At 71.9% G+C, this 22,262-nt stretch carries 1 protein-coding gene (cut by a window edge); it reads left to right on the top strand.

All coding sequences use genetic code 11. From position 1 onward, the window contains the following. A protein-coding gene (locus tag L3Q67_RS03000) for an SDR family NAD(P)-dependent oxidoreductase (protein ID WP_499188072.1) crosses the window boundary here: on the top strand, window positions 1-22,262 show its 3' portion. Its footprint begins 7,429 nt before the window's first position; 22,262 of the gene's 29,691 nt are visible here — the last part of the coding sequence; its start codon lies beyond the left edge, outside the window; the stop codon is at window positions 22,260-22,262.

Here is a 22,262-nt window from a genome sequence, read left to right as displayed (position 1 = left end):
GGCCGCCGGTGGTGGTCCGGCCCGGCGACGCGACCGGCCTCGGCCTGGTGTCGGTGGAACACCCGCTGCTCGGCGCCGCGGTCGAGCTGGCCGACGGCGAAAGCGTGTTCACCAGCCGCCTGTCCCTGCGGACGCACCCGTGGCTCGCCGACCACACGGTGATGAACCGCGTGCTGCTGCCCGGCACCGCCTACGTCGAACTGGCGCTGCGTGCGGGTGACGAGGTCGGCTGCGACCGCATCGAGGACCTGACCCTCGCCGCGCCCCTGGTACTGCCGGAACTCGGCTCTGTTCAGCTGCAGGTCCGCGTCGGTGAGGCCGACGAGAGCGGCCGCCGGACCGTCGCCATCCACTCGCGCAGCGACGTGGACGCGCCGTGGGTGCAGCACGCCACCGGTGTGCTGGGCACCGGCGAGCGGCGTGCCGACTTCGACGCCACCGCCTGGCCGCCCGCCGGCGCCGAGCCGGTCGACCTCACCGGCGCCTACGACCGCTTCGCCGCCGACGGCTTCGACTACGGCCCGATGTTCCAGGGTCTGCGCGGGGTGTGGCGGGCCGGGGACGAGCTGTTCGCCGAAGTGTCCCTTCCGGACGGTGCCGAGAGCGCGAACTTCGGCCTGCACCCGGCTCTGCTGGACGCCGGGCTGCACGCGGTCGGGTTCGCCGACCTCGGCGTGATCAGCCGCGGTGGCCTGCCGTTCGCCTGGGAAGGCGTGTCGCTGCACGCCACCGGTGCGACCACCATCCGCGTGCGCATCACCGCCACCGGCGAGGACGCGGTGTCCATCGCCGTGGCCGACGCCGCCGGTGCGCCCGTCGCGTCGATCGGCTCGCTGATCGTGCGCGCGGTTTCGGTCGAAGAGCCCGATGCCGACCGCGACTCGCTTTTCCGCGTCGACTGGGTGCCGGTGAATTCGTCTACTTTGGACGAGTACGAGGCGTACCACGTCGAAGCCGCCGGTGACGTGGCGGAAGCCGCGCACGCGGCCACCGCCGAGGTGCTCGGCGCCATGCAGGAGTGGCTGGCGCAGGAGCGGACCGGGCGGCTCGTCTTCGTCACCCGGAGCACCGACCTGGCCGCGAGCGCCGTGCACGGCCTGGTCCGCTCGGCGCAGTCCGAGCACCCCGGCCGCTTCGGCCTGGTGGACACCGACGCCGACCCGGCACCCGGGCTCGGGATCGACGAACCGCAGGTCATCGTCCGTGACGGCGTGGCGAAGGCCGCGCGGCTCGCGCGGATCGAGACCCGCGAGCGGGCCACCTGGAACCCGGACGAACTCGTGCTGATCACCGGTGGCACCGGTGGGCTCGGCCTGGCCGTCGCGCGGCACCTGGTGGACGAGCACGGCGTACGGAACCTGTTGCTGGTCAGCCGCCGCGGTGAGGCGGACGTCTCCGGCATCGACGCCGACGTCCAGGTCGCCGCCTGCGATGTGGCGGACCGCGACGCGCTGGCGGAACTGCTGTCCCAGCACGACGTGAAGGCCGTCATCCACACCGCCGGTGTGCTCGACGACGGCGTGCTCGACTCGCTCGACGCCGACCGGCTGGACACCGTGCTGCGGCCCAAGGTCGACGCCGCGTGGAACCTCCACGAACTCACCGGTGACCTGTCCGCCTTCGTGCTGTTCTCCTCCGGCGCCGGGGTCTTCGGCACGCCGGGCCAGGGCAACTACGCCGCCGCGAACGCCTTCCTCGACGCGCTCGCCGAACACCGCCGGGCCGCCGGGCTGCCCGCGGTCTCGCTCGCCTGGGGTGCCTGGGCGGAGAGCGGCATGCTCGCCGGTACCGACGTCGAACGGCTCGGCCGGGGCGGGATGCCACCGCTGTCCGACGAACAGGGCCTGCGGTTGTTCGACCTCGCGCTCGGCTCGGGTGCGCCCGCGGTGCTGCCGATGCGCCTCGACCTGCCGGTGCTGCGTGCGCAGGGCGAGGTCCGCCCGCTGCTGCGTGGGCTGATTCGGACCAGGGCCCGCCGTTCGGTCGCCGGTGCGGAAACCGCGGTGACGCTGGTGCAGCGGCTCTCGGTGCTCGGCGAGACCGAGCGCACGGAAGCACTGCTGGACCTGGTCCGCAGCCAGGTCGCCATGGTGCTCGGGCACGCCGGGCCGGAGTCGGTCGACCCGGAGCAGGCGTTCCAGGGCATGGGCTTCGACTCGCTGACCGCGGTCGAACTGCGCAACCGGCTCACCACGGCGACCGGGCTCCGCCTGCCAGCCACGCTGATCTTCGACTACCCGACCACGGCCGCGCTGGCCGGTTACCTGCGTGACGAACTGTTCGACGCGGATGTCGTGATCCCGCGGCAGGCCGCCAAGGCGGTCGCCGACGACCCGATCGTCATCGTCGGCATGGGCTGCCGCTTCCCTGGCGGGGTCGGCTCGCCCGAGGAGCTGTGGAACCTGGTGATCGAGGGCACCGACGCGATCACCGGCTTCCCGGTCGATCGCGGCTGGGACCTCGACCGGCTGTTCAACGAGGACCCGGACAACCCCGGGACCTCCTACACCCGGTCCGGCGGCTTCCTGCACGACGCGGCCGAATTCGACCCGGCGTTCTTCGGCATGAGCCCGCGTGAGGCGCTGGCCACCGACGCCCAGCAGCGGTTGCTGCTGGAGACATCGTGGGAGGCGATCGAGCGCGCGGGCATCGACCCAGCCTCGCTCAAGGGCAGCCAGACCGGCGTGTTCGCCGGGGTCATGTACAACGACTACTCGTCGATCATCGACGGTGACGGTTTCGAGGGCTACCAGGGCACCGGTGCCTCGCCGAGCGTGGTCTCCGGTCGCCTGTCCTACACCTTCGGCCTCGAAGGCCCGGCGGTCACCGTCGACACCGCGTGCTCGTCCTCGCTGGTGGCCATGCACTTGGCCGCGCAGGCACTGCGTGGCGGGGAGTGCTCGCTGGCGCTCGCCGGTGGTGTGACGGTGATGGCCACCCCGGGCACCCTGGTCGAACTTTCGCGCCAGCGCGGGCTTTCCGCGGACGGCCGGTGCAAGGCGTTCTCCGATTCGGCCGATGGTGCCGGGTTCTCCGAGGGCGTCGGTGTGCTGGTGCTGGAGCGCCTCTCGGACGCCAAGCGCAACGGGCACCCGATCCTCGCGGTGATGCGGGGTTCCGCGGTGAACCAGGACGGCGCTTCGAACGGCCTGACCGCCCCGAACGGCCCGTCGCAGCAGCGGGTCATCCGCCAGGCGCTGGCTTCGGCCGGTCTGTCCACAACGGACATCGACGCGGTGGAAGCCCACGGCACCGGCACCACGCTGGGTGACCCGATCGAGGCCCAGGCACTGCTCGCCACGTACGGCCAGGACCGTGAGCGGCCGTTGCTGCTCGGCTCGGTCAAGTCGAACTTCGGGCACACGCAGGCCGCCGCCGGGGTGGCGGGCGTGATCAAGATGGTCATGGCCATGCGGTACGGCCTGCTGCCGCCGACCCTGCACGTCGACGCGCCTTCGTCCCATGTGGACTGGGAGGCCGGTTCGATCGAGCTGCTCACCGCGCCGGCCGAATGGCCGGAGGTCGACCGGTTGCGCCGTGTCGGGGTGTCGTCCTTCGGCATCAGCGGCACGAACGCACACGTCATCCTGGAGCAGCCGCCGCAACTCCTGCGCAAGCTCGAAGAGCCGGCGGTCGAGCCCGCGGTGGTGCCGCTGCCGCTGTCGGCCAAGTCGGCCGCCGCGCTGGACGGTCAGATCGAGCGCCTCCGCGACTTCGAGGCTTCGCCGGTGGACACCGGTTTCTCGCTGGTCACCACGCGTTCGCTGTTCGACCACCGGGCCGTGCTGATCGACGGGGCCGAGGTCGCGCGGGGTGTCGCCGTCGAGCGCCCGCTGGCGATCGTCTTCGCTGGTCAGGGCAGCCAGCGGCTCGGCATGGGCCGGGAGCTGTACGACCGGTTCCCCGCCTTCCGCGCCGCCCTGGATGAGGTCTTCGAGCACCTCGATGTCCGTGACGTCATGTGGGGCGAGGATGCCGACGCGCTGAACCAGACCGGCAACGCGCAGCCTGCACTCTTCGCGCTGGAAGTCGCGCTGTTCCGCTTGATCGAGTCGTGGGGGATCAAGCCGCAGTCGCTCGCCGGGCACTCCATCGGCGAAATCGCCGCCGCCCACGTCGCCGGGGTGCTCTCCCTGGAAGACGCGTGCACGCTCATCGAGGCTCGGGCGCGGCTCATGCAGGCGCTGCCGACCGGTGGTGCGATGGTGGCGATCAAGGCCACCGAAGCCGAAATCACCCTTACCGAGGGCGTCTCGATCGCGGCGGTCAACGGGCCGTCGTCTGTGGTCATCGCGGGTGAGGAAGCCGCGGTGCTGGAGATCGCGGCTGGCTTCGAGAAAACCAGCCGTCTCAAGGTTTCCCACGCGTTCCATTCGCCCCTGATGGATCCGATGCTGGAGGATTTCCGGGCCGCCATCGAGGGCCTGAGGTTCCACGAGCCGCGCATCCCGATGTCCGGCGATGTGACCACTGTGGACTACTGGGTCCGTCACGTTCGCGACACCGTCCGGTTCGCCGAACAGCTGAATCCCGATGCCGCGTACCTGGAGTTGGGGCCGGACAGCACGTTGTCGGCCATGGCCGCCGAGGTGGCCGAGGTCGCCGTTCCGGCGTTGCGCAAGGACCGCGGCGAAGAGCTGTCCATCGTCACAGCGCTGGCGAACCTGCACGTCAACGGCACGCGCGTGGACTGGACCGCGTTCTTCGCCGGGACCGGTGCCCGACGCGTGGAACTGCCGACCTACGCCTTCGAGCACCAGCGGTTCTGGCCCTCGCGGGCGCTCGGCGGGCCGGGTGACGTGCGTGGTGCCGGGCTCGGTTCGGTCGATCACCCGCTGCTCGGCGCCGCCGTCGAGCTGGCCGAGGGCGACGTGGTGTTCACCAGCAGGTTGTCCCTGTGGTCGCACCCGTGGCTGGAGGACCACACGATTCTCGGGCGCGTACTGCTGCCCGGCACCGCGTTCGTCGAACTGGCGCTGCGGGCCGGGGACGAGTTCGGCTGCGACCGTGTCGACGAGCTGACCTTGGCCGCGCCGCTGGTCCTGCCCGAGCAGGGAGCCGTGCAGGTGCGGCTGCGGGTCGGCGACGCCGACCAGCACGGCCGCCGCACGCTGACCGTCCACAGCAGGCAGGAGGACGCGGTCGACCTGCCGTGGACCCCGCACGCCACCGGTGCGCTGTCCACCGGTGAGCAGCGCGCGGACTTCGAGGTCGCGGTCTGGCCGCCGCAGGGCGCCGAGCCGGTCGACATCGATGGTTGCTACGAGCAGTTCGCCGAGAACGGCTTCGACTACGGCCCGGTGTTCCAGGGCCTCAAAGCGGTCTGGCGGCACGGCGAGCACACCTACGCCGAGGTCGCGCTGCCCGAGGAAGCCGATCGCGACGGCTTCGGACTGCACCCGGCTCTGCTCGACGCCACCCTGCACGCGGCCGGGTTCGGCCCGCTGAACCAGGGCGGGCTGCCGTTCTCGTGGGAAGGCGTGTCGCTGCACGCCACCGGGGCGAGCAGCATCCGCGTCCGCCTCACCCCGCTCGGTGAGGACGCGGTCGCCATCGCGGTCGCCGACACCGCGGGCGAGCTGGTCGCGTCCATCGACTCGCTGCTGGTCCGGGCGGTCGAGGCGGAGCAGCTCGACCAGCACCGGGCTGAGCGGGACGCGTTGTTCGGGGTCGAGTGGACCCCGGTCACCGCCACCGCGACCGAGCAGGCCGTGGTCCGGCTCGACGGCGACCTAGCGTCCATTGTGGACGTTCCGGGCATCGTGGTGGTGGGCATCGAGCCGTCCGGTGACGTGGTCGGCGCGACCCACGCGGTGACGGCCCGGGCGCTCGGCCTGGTCCAGGACTTCCTGGCCGACGAGCGGTTCGCCGACACACGCCTGGTGTTCGCCCTGCGTGACCCCGCCGACCTGCCGACGGCCGCCGTCGCCGGGCTGGTGCGTTCCGCGCAGTCCGAGCACCCCGGCCGGTTCGGGCTGGTCGAAGGGGAAGCGACGCCGGAAGCGCTCGGCGTGGACGAGCCGCGGGTCGCCGTCCGCGACGGTCAGGTGCTCGTGCCGCGGATCGCCAGGGTGGCGCCGCAGGAGCCGGTCGCCTGGGACCCGGACGAACTGGTGCTGATCACCGGTGGCACCGGCGGGCTGGGCCGCGCCATCGCCCGGCACCTGGTGGACGAGCACGGCGTACGGAACCTGCTGCTGGTCAGCCGCCGCGGGCAGGCCGACGTTTCGGACATCGACGCCAACGTGCGCCTCGCGGCCTGCGATGTGGCCGACCGCGAGGCGCTGGCGGAACTGCTGTCGCAGCACGACGTGAAGGCCGTGATCCACGCGGCCGGGGTGCTCGACGACGGCATAGTCGGTTCGCTCGACGCGGACCGGCTGGACACGGTCCTGCGGCCCAAGGTCGACGCGGCCTGGAACCTGCACGAACTGACCGGCGAGCTGTCCGCGTTCGTGGTCTTCTCTTCGGCCGCCGGGGTCTTCGGCGCCGCCGGGCAGGCGAACTACGCGGCGGCCAACGCCTTCCTCGACGCGCTCGCCGAACACCGCCGTGCCGCCGGGCTGCCCGGCGTGTCGCTGGCGTGGGGTGCGTGGGCGGGGACCGGCATGCTCGCCGGCGCGGACGGCGACCGGCTGGCCAGGTCCGGCATGCCGCCGGTCGACCCGGAACTCGGCGTGGCCCTGTTCGACGCGGCGCTCGCCTGCGACCGCGCGGTGGTCCTGCCGGTGCGGCTGGACCTCCCGGTGCTGCGGGCGCAGGCCGAGGTGCCGCCGCTGCTGCGCGGGCTCATCCGCACCCGCTCGCGGCGCTCGGTCGCGGGCTCGGAGACGGCCGCGTCGCTGGTCGGCCGCCTGCTCGCGGTCGGCGAGGAGCAGCGCACCGAGATCCTGCTCGACCTGGTCCGCGGTCAGGTGGCCGCGGTGCTCGGGCACGTGGACGGCGCGGCGGTGGACCCCGCCCGGCCGTTCAAGGAACTGGGCTTCGACTCGCTGACCGCGGTCGAACTGCGCAACCGCCTCGGTTCGGTGACCGGGCTGCGCCTGCCGGCCACCCTGATCTTCGACTACCCGACGGCCAACGCCCTCGTCGCCTACGTCATCGACGAGTTGCTGGGCCGTGAAAGCCACATTCACGGCGAAAAGCGCCGTGAAAGCCACATTCACGGCATCGCCGACGATCCCATCGTGATCGTGGGGATGGCGTGTCGGTTCCCCGGTGGGGTTGGGTCGCCGGAGGAGTTGTGGCGGCTGGTGTCCGAGGGCACCGACGCGATCACCGAGTTCCCGGCTGATCGCGGCTGGGACCTGGACAACCTGTTCGACCCCGACCCGGACCACCCCGGCACCTCGTACACCCGCGAAGGCGGCTTCCTGCACGACGCCGCCGAGTTCGACCCGGCGTTCTTCGGCATGAGCCCGCGGGAAGCACTGGCGACCGACTCGCAGCAGCGGCTCCTGCTGGAAAGCTCGTGGGAGGCGCTGGAGCGCGCGGGCATCGACCCGGCGACCCTGCGCGGCAGCCAGACCGGCGTGTTCACCGGCGTCATGTACAACGACTACGTCTCCATCCTGGACGGTGGCGGCGACAACGAGGGCTACCAGGGCACCGGTGCGTCCTCCAGCGTGGTCTCCGGCCGGGTGTCCTACACCTTCGGCTTCGAGGGACCGGCGGTCACGGTCGACACGGCGTGCTCGTCTTCGCTGGTGGCGATGCACTGGGCGATGCAGGCCCTGCGCAGCGGGGAATGCTCGCTGGCGCTGGCCGGTGGTGTGACGGTGATGTCCACGCCGAGCGCGTTCATCGGGTTCTCCCGGCAGCGCGGGCTCGCGGTCGACGGCCGGTGCAAGGCGTTCTCCGAAGACGCCGACGGTGTGGGCTGGTCCGAGGGCGTCGGCCTCGTGGTTTTGGAGCGACTGTCGGACGCGAAGCGCAACGGACACCAGATCCTCGCGCTGGTGCGCGGCAGCGCGGTCAACCAGGACGGCGCGTCGAACGGCCTGACCGCGCCGAACGGTCCCTCGCAGCAGCGCGTCATCCGCCAGGCGCTCGCGTCGGCTGGTCTGTCCACCCAGGACGTGGACGCGGTCGAGGCACACGGCACCGGCACCACGCTCGGTGACCCGATCGAGGCGCAGGCGCTGCTCGCGACCTACGGCCAGGACCGCGAACGGCCGCTGCTCGTCGGCTCGGTCAAGTCGAACATGGGCCACACGCAGGCCGCCGCCGGGGTCGCCGGCGTGATCAAGATGGTGATGGCCATGCGGCACGGCGAACTGCCGCCGACCCTGCACGCCGGCACTCCTTCGTCCCATGTGGACTGGGAAGCCGGATCGGTGGACCTGCTCACCTCCGCGACGGCGTGGCCCGAGGTCGGGCGCGCCAGCCGGGCGGCGGTGTCTTCGTTCGGGTTCAGCGGGACCAACGCGCACGTCATCCTCGAGCAGGCGCCGCCGATGGTGGTGCCGGAGCGCCGCGACGAGCCCGCGCTGGTGCCGTGGCTGGTGTCCGCGCGGACCGAAGAGGCTCTGGGCGCGCAGGTCGAGCGCATCCGTGCGGTCGAGGAATCGCCGCTGGACGTCGGTTACTCCCTGCTGACCGCGCGCGCGACCTTCGACCACCGGGCTGTGCTGCTCGACAGCACCGAGATCGCGCGGGGTCAGGCAAAGGCCCGCCCGCTGGCCATCGTGTTCGCCGGTCAGGGCTCACAGCGGCTCGGCATGGGCCGTGAGCTGTACGACCGGTTCCCGGTGTTCCGCGCGGCCCTCGATGAAGTCTTCGAGCACTTGGACGTCCGTGACGTCATGTGGGGTGAGGATGCCGACGCGCTGAACCAGACGGGGAACGCGCAGCCTGCACTCTTCGCGCTGGAAGTGGCGTTGTTCCGGTTGATCGAGTCGTGGGGCGTCAAGCCGCAGTCGCTTGCCGGGCACTCCATCGGGGAGATCGCCGCCGCCCATGTGGCGGGTGTACTCAGCCTCGAAGACGCGTGCACGCTCATCGCGGCTCGGGCGCGGCTGATGCAGGCGCTTCCGACCGGTGGCGCGATGGTGGCGATCAAGGCCACCGAAGCCGAAATCCCGCTCCGGGACGGTGTCTCGATCGCCGCGGTCAACGGGCCTTCGTCCGTGGTCATCGCGGGTGATGAGGCCGCGGTCCTGGAGATCGCAGCCGGATTCGAGAAGACCTCGCGGTTGAAGGTCTCGCACGCGTTCCACTCGCCGCTCATGGATCCGATGCTGGAGGATTTCCGGGCAGCCATCGAGGGCCTGACGTTCCACGAGCCGACCATCACGATGTCCGGCGATGTCACGAGCGTGGACTACTGGGTCCGTCACGTTCGCGACACCGTCCGGTTCGCCGAGCAGCTGAGTCCCGATGCCGCCTATCTGGAATTGGGGCCGGACAGCACGTTGTCGGCCATGGCCGCCGAGGTGGCCGAGGTCGCCGTCCCGGCGTTGCGCAAGGACCGCGGCGAAGAACTCGCCTTCCTGACCGCGCTGGCCCGGCTGCACGTCAACGGCATCACCGTCGACTGGGCGAAGTTCTTCACCGGAACCGGCGCACGGACCGTCGACCTGCCGACCTACGCGTTCCAGCGCGAGCGCTTCTGGCCCAAGGTGGTCATCCGGCCGGGCGACGCGAGCGGGCTCGGCCTGGTCTCGGTGTCGCACCCGCTGTTCGGCGCGTCGGTGGAACTCGCCGACGACGAGGGCGCGTTGTTCACCAGCCGCCTGTCGCTGAAGTCGCACCCGTGGCTGGCCGATCACGTGGTGATGGGCCGGGTCCTGTTGCCGGGCACGGCTTTCGTCGAGCTGGCCGTGCGCGCGGGCGACGAACTCGGCTGCGACCGCATCGAGGAACTGACCCTGGCCGCGCCGCTGGTGCTGCCGGAGGACTCGGCGGTCCAGGTCCAGCTGCGCGTCGGCACGCCGGACGAGCGGGACCGCCGCACGATCACCATCCACAGCCGTCCCGAGGACGCCGTCGATCTGCCGTGGACCCAGCACGCGAGCGGCGTGCTGGCCGTCGGCGAGTACACCGCGCCCTTCGACGCCACCACCTGGCCGCCCGCCGACGCCGAGTCCCTCGACGTGGCCGGTTGCTACGAGAAGTTCGCCCAGGCCGGGTTCGAATACGGCCCGGTGTTCCAGGGCCTCGAAGCGGTCTGGCAGCGCGGGGACGAACTGTTCGCCGAGGTCTCGCTGCCCGAGGACGTGGACCCGTCCCCGTTCGGTCTGCACCCGGCGCTGCTCGACGCCACGCTGCACGCCTCTCTGCTCGCCGCTTCCGGTGACGGCGGCGCCGGGCTGCCCTTCTCCTGGGAAGGCGTCTCGCTGCACGCCAGCGGCGCGTCGAAACTGCGGGTCTGGCTCAAGCAGGACGGCGAGGCCGTGTCGATCGCGGCAGCCGACACCTCCGGGCAGCCGGTCGCGTCGGTCGAGTCGCTGATCGTGCGGGCCGTGTCCACCGAGCAGCTGGCCGAGCAGAGCGTCGAACGTGACTCGCTGTTCAAGCTGACCTGGACCCCGGTGTCCGCGTCGGGCGAACTCCCGACCACGGTCGAGCTGGACGGCGAGCTGGAGTCCGTTGTGGACGTTCCGGAGGTCGTGCTCGTGCCGGTCGCCGGTGACGACGCGCGGACGGTCACCGGACGGGTGCTCGGGCTGCTCCAGGAATGGCTCGCCGAGGACCGGTTCGCCGACTCGCGGCTGGTCTTCGTCACCCGTGGCGCGGTCGCCGCCGCCGAGGGTGACGTGCCGGACGTGGCCACCGCCGCCGTGTGGGGCCTGGTTCGCGTCGCTCAGTCGGAGAACCCGGGGCGCTTCGGTTTGGTCGACGTTGACAACACAGACGACGATTCGGCGGCCACGCAGGCGCTCGGCACCGATGAACCGCAGGTGGCGGTCCGTGCCGGTGCCGTGCTGGCCGCGCGCATCGCCCGGGTGCCCGCGCCCGAACAGCGGTTCGAGTGGAACCCCGACGGCCTGGTGATGATCACCGGTGGCACCGGCGGGCTGGGCGGCGTGCTCGCCCGGCACCTGGTGTCCGAGCACGGTGTGCGGAACCTGCTGCTGGTCAGCCGCCGCGGGCACGACGCCGAAGGGGCCGACGACCTGGTCGAGGACCTCACCGGACGCGGTGCCTCGGTCCGGCTGGTCGCCTGCGACGTGGCCGACCGGGACGCGCTCGCCGCGGTCTTCGACGAGCACCCGGTCGACGCGGTGATCCACACCGCGGGGGTGCTGGACGACGGCGTGATCGGCTCGCTGTCCGCCGAGCGCATGGACTTCGTGTTCCGCCCCAAGGTGGACGCCGCCTGGAACCTGCACGAGCTGACCCGCGACCGGGAGCTGAGCGCGTTCGTGTTGTTCTCCTCGGTCGCCGGGATCTTCGGCAACGCCGGGCAGGGCAACTACGCCGCCGCGAACACCTTCCTGGACGCGCTCGCCGAGCACCGGCGGGCCGCCGGCCTGCCCGCGGTGTCACTGCCGTGGGGTGCCTGGGCGGGCACCGGCATGCTGGTCGCCTCGGACGCCGAGCGCATGGCCCGCACCGGGATGCCGCCGCTGACCGCCGAGGACGGCGTGGCCCTCTTCGACGCCGCACTGTCCACAGGGGAATCCGTGGTGGTGCCGCTGCGGCTGGACCTGGCCACGCTGCGGTCGCTCGGGCAGATCCCGTCGGTGCTGCGCGGGCTGATCCGCACGCGCTCGCGGCGGTCGGTCTCCGGTACCGAGACCGCGTCTTCGCTGGTGCAGAAGCTGTCCACGCTGACCGAGACCGAGCGCACGGAGTTGCTGGTCGATCTGGTGCGCGCGGAGGTCGCGGCCGTGCTCGGGCACGCCGGGGCCGAGGCCGTGGACCGCGAGCAGACCTTCCAGTCGCTCGGCTTCGACTCGCTGACCGCGGTCGAGCTGCGCAACCGGCTCGGTGGGGCGACCGGCCTGCGCCTGCCCTCCACCATGGTCTACGACTACCCGACGCCGGTCGTGCTGGCCGACTACCTCCGCGACGAACTGTTCGACGCCGAAGTGGCGATCCCCGAGCAGGTCACCAGGGCGGTCACCGACGACCCGATCGTCATCGTCGGCATGGCCTGCCGCTTCCCCGGCGGGGTCACCACGCCGGACGAGCTGTGGCAGCTGGTCCTCGACGGCACCGACGCGATCTCGGAGTTCCCCGCCAACCGCGGCTGGGACCTGGACGCGCTGTACCACCCGGACCCCGATCACCCCGGCACCGCGTACACGCGCTCCGGCGGGTTCCTGCACAACGCCGGCGAGTTCGACCCCGAGTTCTTCGGGATGAGCCCGCGTGAGGCGATGGCGACGGACTCGCAGCAGCGGTTGCTCCTGGAGACCTCGTGGGAGGCGATCGAGCGCGCGGGCATCGATCCGCTGTCGCTCAAGGGCAGCCAGACCGGCGTGTTCGCCGGTGTCATGTACAACGACTACTCGTCGATCCTGCACGGCGGTGACTTCGAAGGGCACCAGGGCACCGGCACCTCGCCCAGCGTGGTTTCCGGCCGTCTCTCCTACACCTTCGGCTTCGAGGGGCCAGCGGTCACGGTCGACACGGCGTGCTCGTCTTCGCTGGTCGCGCTGCACCTGGCCGCGCAGGCACTGCGGTCCGGTGAATGCTCGCTGGCGCTCGCGGGTGGCGTGACCGTCATGTCGACGCCGTCGGCGCTGGTCGAGTTCTCCCGGCAGCGCGGGCTTTCCGAAGACGGCCGTTGCAAGGCGTTCTCCGACTCGGCCGACGGCGTTGGCTGGTCGGAAGGTGCCGGTCTGCTGGTGGTCGAGCGGCTCTCGGACGCCAAGCGCAACGGCCACCCGATCCTCGCGGTGGTGCGCGGTTCCGCGGTGAACCAGGACGGTGCTTCGAACGGCCTGACCGCGCCGAACGGCCCCTCGCAGCAACGGGTGATCCGGCAGGCGCTGGCCTCAGCCGGTCTGTCCACACACGACATCGACGCGGTCGAGGCGCACGGCACCGGCACCACGCTGGGCGACCCGATCGAGGCGCAGGCCCTGCTGGCGACCTACGGCCAGGACCGCGAGCGGCCGTTGCTGCTCGGGTCGGTCAAGTCGAACTTCGGGCACACGCAGGCCGCCGCCGGTGCGGCCGGGGTGATCAAGATGGTCATGGCACTGCGCCAGGGCCTGTTGCCGAAGACCCTGCACGCCGACACACCTTCGTCCCATGTGGACTGGGAAGCCGGTTCGGTCGAGCTGCTCACCGAGGTCACCGAGTGGCCGCAGGACGAGAAGCCGCGCCGGGTGGGCATCTCCTCGTTCGGCGTGAGCGGCACCAACGCACACGTGATCCTGGAGCAGCCGCCGCAGCCCTCGCGGACCATCGAGGCACCGCAGGTCGAGCCTGAGGTGGTCCCGCTGCCGGTGTCGGCCAAGTCGGCCGAGGCGCTGGACGCCCAGGTCGAGCGGATCGAGGAGTTCGCCGACGGCCGCGTCCCGGTCGACATCGGGTACTCGCTGGCGACCACCCGGTCCACCTTCGAGCACCGCGCGGTCCTGCTGTCCACAGAGGACGGGATCGACGAGATCGCGCGGGGCACGGCGGTGAACCGGCCGACGGTCCTGCTGTTCACCGGCCAGGGCTCGCAGCGGATCGGCATGGGGCGGGCGCTGTACAAGCGGTTCCCGGTGTTCGCGGCGGCGCTGGACGAGGTGCTGGCGCACTTGGACGTCCGCGAGGTCATGTGGGGTGAGGACGCCGACGCGCTGAACCAGACCGGCAACGCGCAGCCCGCGTTGTTCGCCCTCGAAGTGGCGATGTTCCGCCTGCTGGAGTCGTGGGGCGTCCGGGCCGATCAGCTGGTCGGCCACTCCATCGGCGAGATCGCCGCGGCTCATGTGGCCGGGGTGTTCTCGCTGGAGGATGCCTGCACGCTGATCTCCGCCCGTGCTCGCTTGATGCAGGCCTTGCCCACCGGTGGGGCCATGGTGGCGATCAAGGCCGCCGAAGCTGACATCTCTTTGCGCGAAGGCGTTTCGATCGCGGCGGTGAACGGGCCGTCGTCCGTGGTCATCGCGGGTGAGGAAGCCGCGGTCCTGGCCATCGCGGAAGGCTTCGAGAAGACCTCGCGGCTCAAGGTTTCGCACGCGTTCCACTCGCCGCTGATGGATCCGATGCTCGACGAGTTCCGTGCCGCCATCGACGGCATCACGCTCAACGAGCCGCGCATCCCGATGCGCACCACCGGCGACGTGACCACGGTGGACTACTGGGTGAACCACGTCCGCGACACCGTGCGGTTCGCCGACAACCTGGCCGCGGCCGGGGACGCGCACTTCGTCGAGGTCGGCCCGGACGGCGTGCTGTCGGCGATGGCCGCCGAGATCGCGCCCGAAGCCATCGCCGTGCCGATCCTGCGCAAGGACCGCGACGAGGAGCTGAGCGCGGTCACCGCGCTGGCCCGCCTGCACGTCAACGGCGTGCGGGTGGACTGGAAGGCGTTCTTCGCCGGCACCGGCGCCCAGCGCGTGGACCTGCCGACCTACGCCTTCCGCCGCCAGTCCTACTGGCCGCCGGTGGTCTCGCGCCCCGGTGACGCCTCCGGGCTCGGCATGGAGGCGATCAAGCACCCGCTGCTCGGCGCCGCGGTCGGCTTGGCCGAGGGCGAGGGGCAGCTGTTCACCAGCCGCCTGTCGCTCGGCACGCACCCGTGGCTCGCCGACCACGCCGTGATGGGTCAGGTGCTGCTGCCCGGCACGGCGTTCGTCGAGCTGGCGCTGCGGGCCGGGGACGAGGTCGGCTGCGACCGGATCGAAGAACTGACCCTGGCCGCGCCGCTGGTGTTGCCGGTGGGTGGAGCTGCGTCGCGGAGCGACTCCGTTGAGGGTGGCGGTGGGCGACGGGCGGGCGGTGGGGTGCAGACGCAGGTCGCGGTGGGGGCGCCCGACGAGTCGGGCCGTCGCACGGTGGCGGTGTACTCGCGGCCGGAAGGCGCGTTCGACCAGCCGTGGGTGCAGCACGCGACCGGTGTGCTGGCCGAGGGGGAGCGGCAGCTCGCCTTCGACACCGGCGAATGGCCACCCGCCGACGCCGAACCGGTCGAGGTCGAAGGCTGCTACGAAGCCTTCGCCGAGACGGGATTCGCCTACGGGCCGGTGTTCCAGGGCCTGCGTGCGGTCTGGCAGCGCGGTGACGACACGTTCGCCGAGGTGGAGCTGCCGGTCGAGCCCGGCGGGTTCGGCCTGCACCCGGCACTGCTGGACGCCACGCTGCACGCCCTGCTGCTCGCCGGTTCCGGCGAAGGCGGCCTGCCGTTCTCGTGGGAGGGCGTGTCCCTGCACGCGACCGGCGCTTCGGCACTCCGGGTTCGCCTGACCCGCAAGGCCGACGGCATCTCGATCGCCGCGGTCGACCCGTCGGGTGGCGCGGTCGCTTCGGTGGAGACGCTGGCGCTGAAGGCCGCCGAGGTCGTGACCGCGGACAGCACCGGTGATTCGCTGTTCACCGTCGACTGGACCCCCGTCTCGGTGCCCGAAGAGGGCCCGCTGACCGCCGAGCTGATCGGCTCGCTGGCATCCATTGTGGACATACCTGAAGTCGTGATCGCGCGGATCGAGGCGCCTTCCGGTGAAGCGCCGGAGGCCGTGCGCGAGGTGACCGGCCGGGTGCTCACGCTGCTCCAGGAGTGGCTGGCCGACGACCGGTTCGCCGACGCCAGGCTGGCGATCGCCACCCAGGGCGCCGTGGCCGCCGCCGATGGCGAGGTGCCCGACGCGGTGACCGCGGCGGTCTGGGGCCTGGTGCGGGTCGCCCAGGCGGAGAACCCGGACCGGTTCTCGCTGGTGGACGGCGACGGCGAACTCCTGACCCTGGCACTGGCCGCCGGTGAGCCGCAGCTCGCGATCCGCGGGGACAAGCTGTTCGCGCCACGGGTGGCGCGGGTGGTCGCACCCGAGCAGCGCGTCGAATGGGCCGCCGGCAGCCGCGTGATGATCACCGGTGGCACCGGCGGGCTCGGCGGGGTGCTCGCGCGGCACCTGGTCTCCGAGCACGGCGTGACCGACCTGGTGCTGGTCAGCCGTCGTGGGCACGACGCCGAGGGCGCGGGCGAGCTGGTCGCCGACCTCGAAGCACGCGGTGCGAGCGTCGACCTGGTGGCCTGCGACGTGGCCGACCGGGACGCCGTCGCCGCGCTGCTCGACGAGCACCCGGTGACCGCGGTGGTGCACACCGCCGGTCTGCTCGACGACGGTGTGCTCGGCTCGATGACCCCGGAACGCCTGGACCTGGTGTTCCGCCCGAAGGTGGACGCGGCCTGGCACCTGCACGAACTGACCAGGGAGCGCGAGCTGTCGGCGTTCGTGGTGTTCTCCTCGGCCGCCGGGGTGTTCGGCACGCCGGGGCAGAGCAACTACGCCGCCGCCAACGCCTTCCTGGACGCACTGGCCGAGCAGCGGCGTGCCGCCGGACTGCCGGGCCTGTCGCTGGCCTGGGGCGCGTGGGCCGGGACCGGCATGCTGGTCGCCTCCGACGCCGACCGCATGGCGCCCTCGGGCATGCCCGCCATCGACGCGGAAACCGGTGTGGCGCTGTTCGACGCGGCGCTTTCCGGTGACGCGGCGATGGTCATGCCGGTGAAGCTCGACCTGCCGGTGCTGCGGGCACAACCGGAGATCCCGCCGCTGCTGCGCGGGCTGATCCGCACCCGCTCGCGGCGGTCGGCGGCCGGTTCGCAGACGGCCGCCTCGCTGGTCCAGCGACTGTCCGCGTTGGACACCGCGGGCCGCACGGAAGCGTTGCTGGAGCTGGTGCGCGGCGAAGTCGCGGCGGTGCTCGGGCACGCCGAAGGCACCAAGATCGAGGCCACCCGCCAGTTCAAGGAGCTGGGCTTCGACTCGCTGACCGCGGTCGAGCTGCGGAACCGGCTCGGCGCGGTGACCGGCCTGCGGCTACCCGCCACGCTGGTCTTCGACTACCCGAACACCGGCGCGCTGGCCGGCTACCTGCGGGACGAACTGCTCGGCGCCGAAGCGGTGGTGTCGGAGCAGGTGACCAAGGTGGTCACCGACGACCCGATCGTGATCGTCGGCATGGCCTGCCGCTACCCGGGCGGGGTGTCCTCGCCCGAGGACCTGTGGCAGCTCGCGCTCGACGGCACCGACGCGATCAGCGGTTTCCCGGCCGACCGCGGCTGGGACCTGGACCGGCTGTACAACCCGGACCCCGACCACCCCGGCACCTCGTACTCGCGTTCGGGTGGCTTCCTGCACAACGCGGGCGAGTTCGACCCGGCGTTCTTCGGGATGAGCCCGCGTGAGGCACTGGCCACCGACGCGCAGCAGCGCCTGCTGCTGGAGACCGCGTGGGAGGCCGTCGAGCAGGCCGGGATCGACCCGACCTCGCTGCACGGCAGCTCCACCGGGGTGTTCGCCGGGGTTATGTACAACGACTACGGCGCCGGAATGGGCGGCGGCGACATGGAAGGCCACCAGGGCACCGGGTCCTCGCCGAGCGTGGCGTCCGGCCGGGTCGCCTACACCTTCGGCTTCGAAGGCCCGGCGGTCACCATCGACACCGCGTGCTCCTCTTCGCTGGTCGCGATGCACTGGGCGATGCAGGCGCTGCGGGCCGGTGAATGCTCGCTGGCGCTCGCCGGTGGTGTCACGGTCATGTCCACGCCGTCGGCGCTGGTGGAGTTCTCGCGGCAGCGCGGGCTTTCGCCGGACGGCCGGTGCAAGGCGTTCTCCGACGACGCCGACGGGGTCGGCTGGTCCGAGGGCGTCGGTCTCGTGGTGCTGGAACGGCTTTCCGACGCCCGGCGCCACGGGCACACCGTGCTGGCGGTGGTCAAGGGTTCCGCGGTGAACCAGGACGGCGCGTCGAACGGCCTGACCGCGCCGAACGGTCCGTCGCAGCAACGCGTGATCAGGCAGGCGCTGGCTTCGGCCAGTCTGTCCACTTCGGACGTGGACGCGGTGGAGGCGCACGGCACCGGTACTTCGCTGGGTGACCCGATCGAGGCGCAGGCGCTGCTGGCCACCTACGGCCAGGACCGCGACCACCCGCTGCTGCTCGGTTCGATCAAGTCGAACCTGGGGCACACGCAGGCCGCGGCCGGGGTCGCCGGCGTGATCAAGATGGTCATGGCGATGCGCCAGGGCACGCTGCCGAAGACGCTGCACGTCGGCACACCTTCGTCCCATGTGGACTGGGAGGCCGGGTCGGTCGAGCTGCTCACCGATGTCACCGAATGGCCGGAGGTGGCCAGGCCCCGGCGTTCGGCGGTGTCGTCGTTCGGCATCAGCGGCACCAACGCGCACGTGATCCTGGAGCAGGCGCCGCGGACCACTGCGCCGCTGGAGGTCCCGGAGATCGAGCCGGAGGTCGTGCCGCTGGTGGTCTCGGCGAAGACACCCGCCGCATTGGACGGGCAGATCGAGCGGATCACCGAGTTCGCGGACGGCCGGATGGCGGTCGACGTGGGCCTCTCGCTGGTCACCTCACGTTCTTCCTTCGAACACCGGGCGGTATTGCTGTCCACTGAGGACGGTGTGTTCGAGGCGGCTCGTGGCGTGGCCGACGACCGCACGCTGGCGGTCCTGTTCTCCGGGCAGGGCGCGCAGCGGATCGGTATGGGTCAGGGGCTTTACGAGCGGTTCCCGGTGTTCAAGGCCGCGCTGGACGAGGTGCTGGCGCACCTGGACGTCCGCGAGGCCATGTGGGGCCGGGACCAGGCGGCGCTGAACCAGACCGGCAACGCGCAGCCCGCGTTGTTCGCGCTCGAAGTGGCGCTGTACCGGCTCGCGGAATCGCTGGGGCTCAAGCCTTCCTACGTCGCCGGGCATTCGATCGGCGAGGTCGCGGCGGCCCACGTGGCCGGGGTGCTCTCGCTGGAAGACGCGTGCAAGCTCATCTCGGCCCGGGCTCGCTTGATGCAGGCTTTGCCTGCCGGAGGGGCGATGGTGGCGATCCAGGCCGCCGAGGACGAGGTCACGCCGCTGCTCACCGACCAGGTGTCGATCGCGGCGATCAACGGGCCGACCTCGCTGGTGATCGCCGGTGCCGAGGACCCGGTCACCGAGATCGCGGCGAAGTTCCAGGCCGACGGCCGCAAGACCAGCCGCCTGTCCGTGTCGCACGCGTTCCACTCGCCGCTGATGGACCCGATGCTGGACGAGTTCCGCACGGTCGTCTCCGGGCTTTCCTTCGCGGAGCCGAAGATCCCGGTGGTCACCAGCGGCGATGTCACCTCGCCCGAGTACTGGGTGCGGCACGTGCGTGACGCGGTCCGGTTCGCCGAGAACGTGGAGACGCTGGTGTCCCACGGCGTCACGGCGTTCCTGGAACTGGGCCCGGACGGCGTGGTCTCGGCGATGGCCGCCGAGTCGGCGCCCGAGGACGCGGTGCTGGTGCCGCTGCTGCGCAAGGACCGTGACGAGGAGCAGGCCGCGGTCACCGCGCTGGGCAGGCTGCACGTGCACGGGGTGGACGTCGACTGGCGGAGGTTCTTCGCCGGAACGGGGGCACGACAGGTGGAGCTGCCGACCTACGCCTTCCAGCACCAGCGGTTCTGGCCGTCGGGCTCGGTCTCCCGTGGCGGCGACGCCTCCGGGCTGGGCCTGGTCTCGATGGAGCACCCGCTGCTGGGCGCGGGCGTCGAACTGGCCGCCGGGCAGGGGGTGCTGTTCACCAGCAGGCTTTCGCTGGGCTCGCACCCGTGGCTGGCCGAGCACACGGTGATGGGACGGCCGATGCTGCCGGGCACCGCGTTCGTGGAGTTGGCGCTGCGCGCGGGCGACGAACTGGGCTGCGACCGCGTCGAGGAACTGACCCTGGCCGCGCCGCTGGTGCTGCCGGAGTCGGGAGCCGTGCAGGTCCAGGTCGCGGTGGGGCTGCCGGACGAGTCGGGCAGCCGCTCGGTCGCGGTGTACTCGCGGCCGGAGGACGCGGTCGACCTGCCGTGGACCGAGCACGCGAGCGGTTCGCTGGCCGAGGGCGTGGAACGCGCCGAGTTCGACGCCACCGTCTGGCCGCCTGCCGGTGCGGAGGCCGTCTCGGTCGAGGGCTGCTACGAGAAGTTCGCCGAGATCGGCTTCGGCTACGGCCCGGTGTTCCAGGGCCTGCGGTCGGTCTGGAAGGACGGCGAGGACCTCTTCGCCGAGGTCACGCTGGACGACGAGGTCTCGGTCGACGGCTTCGGGCTGCACCCGGCGCTGCTGGACTCGACGCTGCACGCGTCCCTGCTGGCGGGTTCCGGCGAGGGCGGGCTGCCGTTCTCCTGGGAAGGCGTCTCGCTGCACGCGACCGGGGCACGCACGCTGCGGGTCCGCATCCGCACCGCGGGCGACACGATGGCGATCGCCGCGGCCGACACCTCCGGGCAGCCGGTCGCCTCGATCGCGTCGCTGGTGGTGCGCGGGGTGTCCGCCGAGCAGGTGACCGACGTTTCGCGGGACTCGCTGTTCAAGCTGGACTGGGTCCCGGTGGCGATGGAGCCGGGCATGCTCGCCGTCGCCGTGGTCGGGCCGGATGAGCTGGGGCTCGCGGAGCCGCTGGCGGCCGGTGAGCCGTACGCCGATCTGTCTTCGATTGTGGACGGTGAGGTGCCGGGCACGGTGGTCGCGCCGATCACCGGCACCGAGGACGTGGTGGCTTCGGCGCACGAGGTGACCGCGCGGGTGCTCGGCATGCTGCAGCAGTGGGTGACCGAGGAGCGGTTCGCCGATTCGCGGCTGGTCTTCGTCACGCGGGGTGCGGTGGCCGCGGAGGACGGCGACTCGCCGGACCTGGCGGCCGCGGCGGTCTGGGGCCTGGTGCGCTCGGCGCAGTCGGAGAACCCCGGCCGGTTCGGGCTGATCGACCTCGACGCGGGCGGGCTGTCGGTGGCGGTGCTGCCGCAGGCGCTGACCGTGGAGGAACCGCAGGTGGCCATCCGCGACGGGCTGGCGCTGGCGGCGCGGATCGCCAGGGCCGAGGTCACCGCGGAGCCGTTCGCCTGGGACGGCCAGGTGCTGATCACCGGTGGTACCGGCGGGCTGGGCGCGGAACTGGCGCGGCACCTGGTCGCCTCGCGGGGCGTTCGGGATCTGCTGCTGGTCAGCCGCCGCGGTCCGGCGGCGGACGGCGCTGCCGAACTGGAGTCCGAGCTGACCGCGCTGGGTGCGTCGGTGTCGATCGAAGCCTGCGATGTGACCGACCGGGACGCGGTCGCCGCGTTGTTCGGCAAGCACGAGGTACGGGCCGTGGTGCACACCGCGGGTGTGCTGGACGACGGCACGATCGGCTCGCTGACACCGGAACGGTTGAGCGCGGTGCTGCGGCCGAAGGTCGACGCGGTGTGGAACCTGCACTCGCTCGGCGGTGAATTGTCGGCGTTCGTGGTCTTCTCGTCGGCGGCCGGAGTCTTCGGCAACGCGGGTCAGGGCAACTACGCGGCGGCGAACGCCTGGCTGGACGCCTTCGCGGCCTACCGGCGTGACCTCGGGCTCCCGGCGCTGTCACTGGGCTGGGGCGCGTGGGCGCAGACGGGCATGCTGTCCGGCGCCGACGCCGAGCGGATGGCGCGCTCGGGCATGCCGGCGGTGACGGTCGAGCAGGGCCTGGCGTTGTTCGACGCTTCGCTGGCCGCAGCCGAGCCTGCGCTGCTGCCGGTGCGGCTGGACCTTTCGGTGCTGCGGGCTCAGCCGGAGGTCGCGCCGTTGCTGCGGGGCCTGATCCGGACGCGGGCGAAGCGGTCGGCGGCCGGGGTCGAAACGGCGGACACCCTGCTGCGGCGGCTCGCCGGGCTGAGCGACGCGGAGCGCGAGGAAGCGCTGATGGCGCTGGTGCGGGAGCAGGTGGCCGCGGTGCTCGGGTACGCCGACGGCGGCGAGGTCGAGCCGGATCGGCAGTTCAAGGAGCTGGGCTTCGACTCGCTGACCGCGGTCGAACTGCGGAACCGGCTGACCGGGGCGACGGGCCTGAAACTGCCCGCCACGCTGGTCTTCGACTACCCGACGCCCAACGAGCTGGTCGCCCTGCTGCGGGGACAGCTGGTGCCGGAGTCCACAGTGGACGCCGGGGCGGCGTTGCTGGCGGAACTGGCGAAACTGGAGCAGTCGATCGGCCGGGCCGCGGTCGACGACCAGACGTTCAAGCAGGTGGCGGGCCGCCTCGAGGTGCTGCGCACGCGGTGGGCGTCGCAGCGTGCCGGGGCCAAGCCGGAAGACGCCGAACTCGATCTGGACTCGGCGTCGGACGACGAGGTGTTCGCCCTGCTGGACGAGGAGCTGGGCATGTCCTGA

The sequence above is a fragment of the Saccharothrix sp. AJ9571 genome, from assembly GCF_021725495.1.
In the GTDB taxonomy this organism is placed as follows: Bacteria; Actinomycetota; Actinomycetes; order Mycobacteriales; family Pseudonocardiaceae; genus Amycolatopsis; species Amycolatopsis magusensis.
The sequence above is the reverse complement of the archived record's forward strand: the minus strand, read 5'-3'. Positions and strand labels throughout refer to the sequence as shown.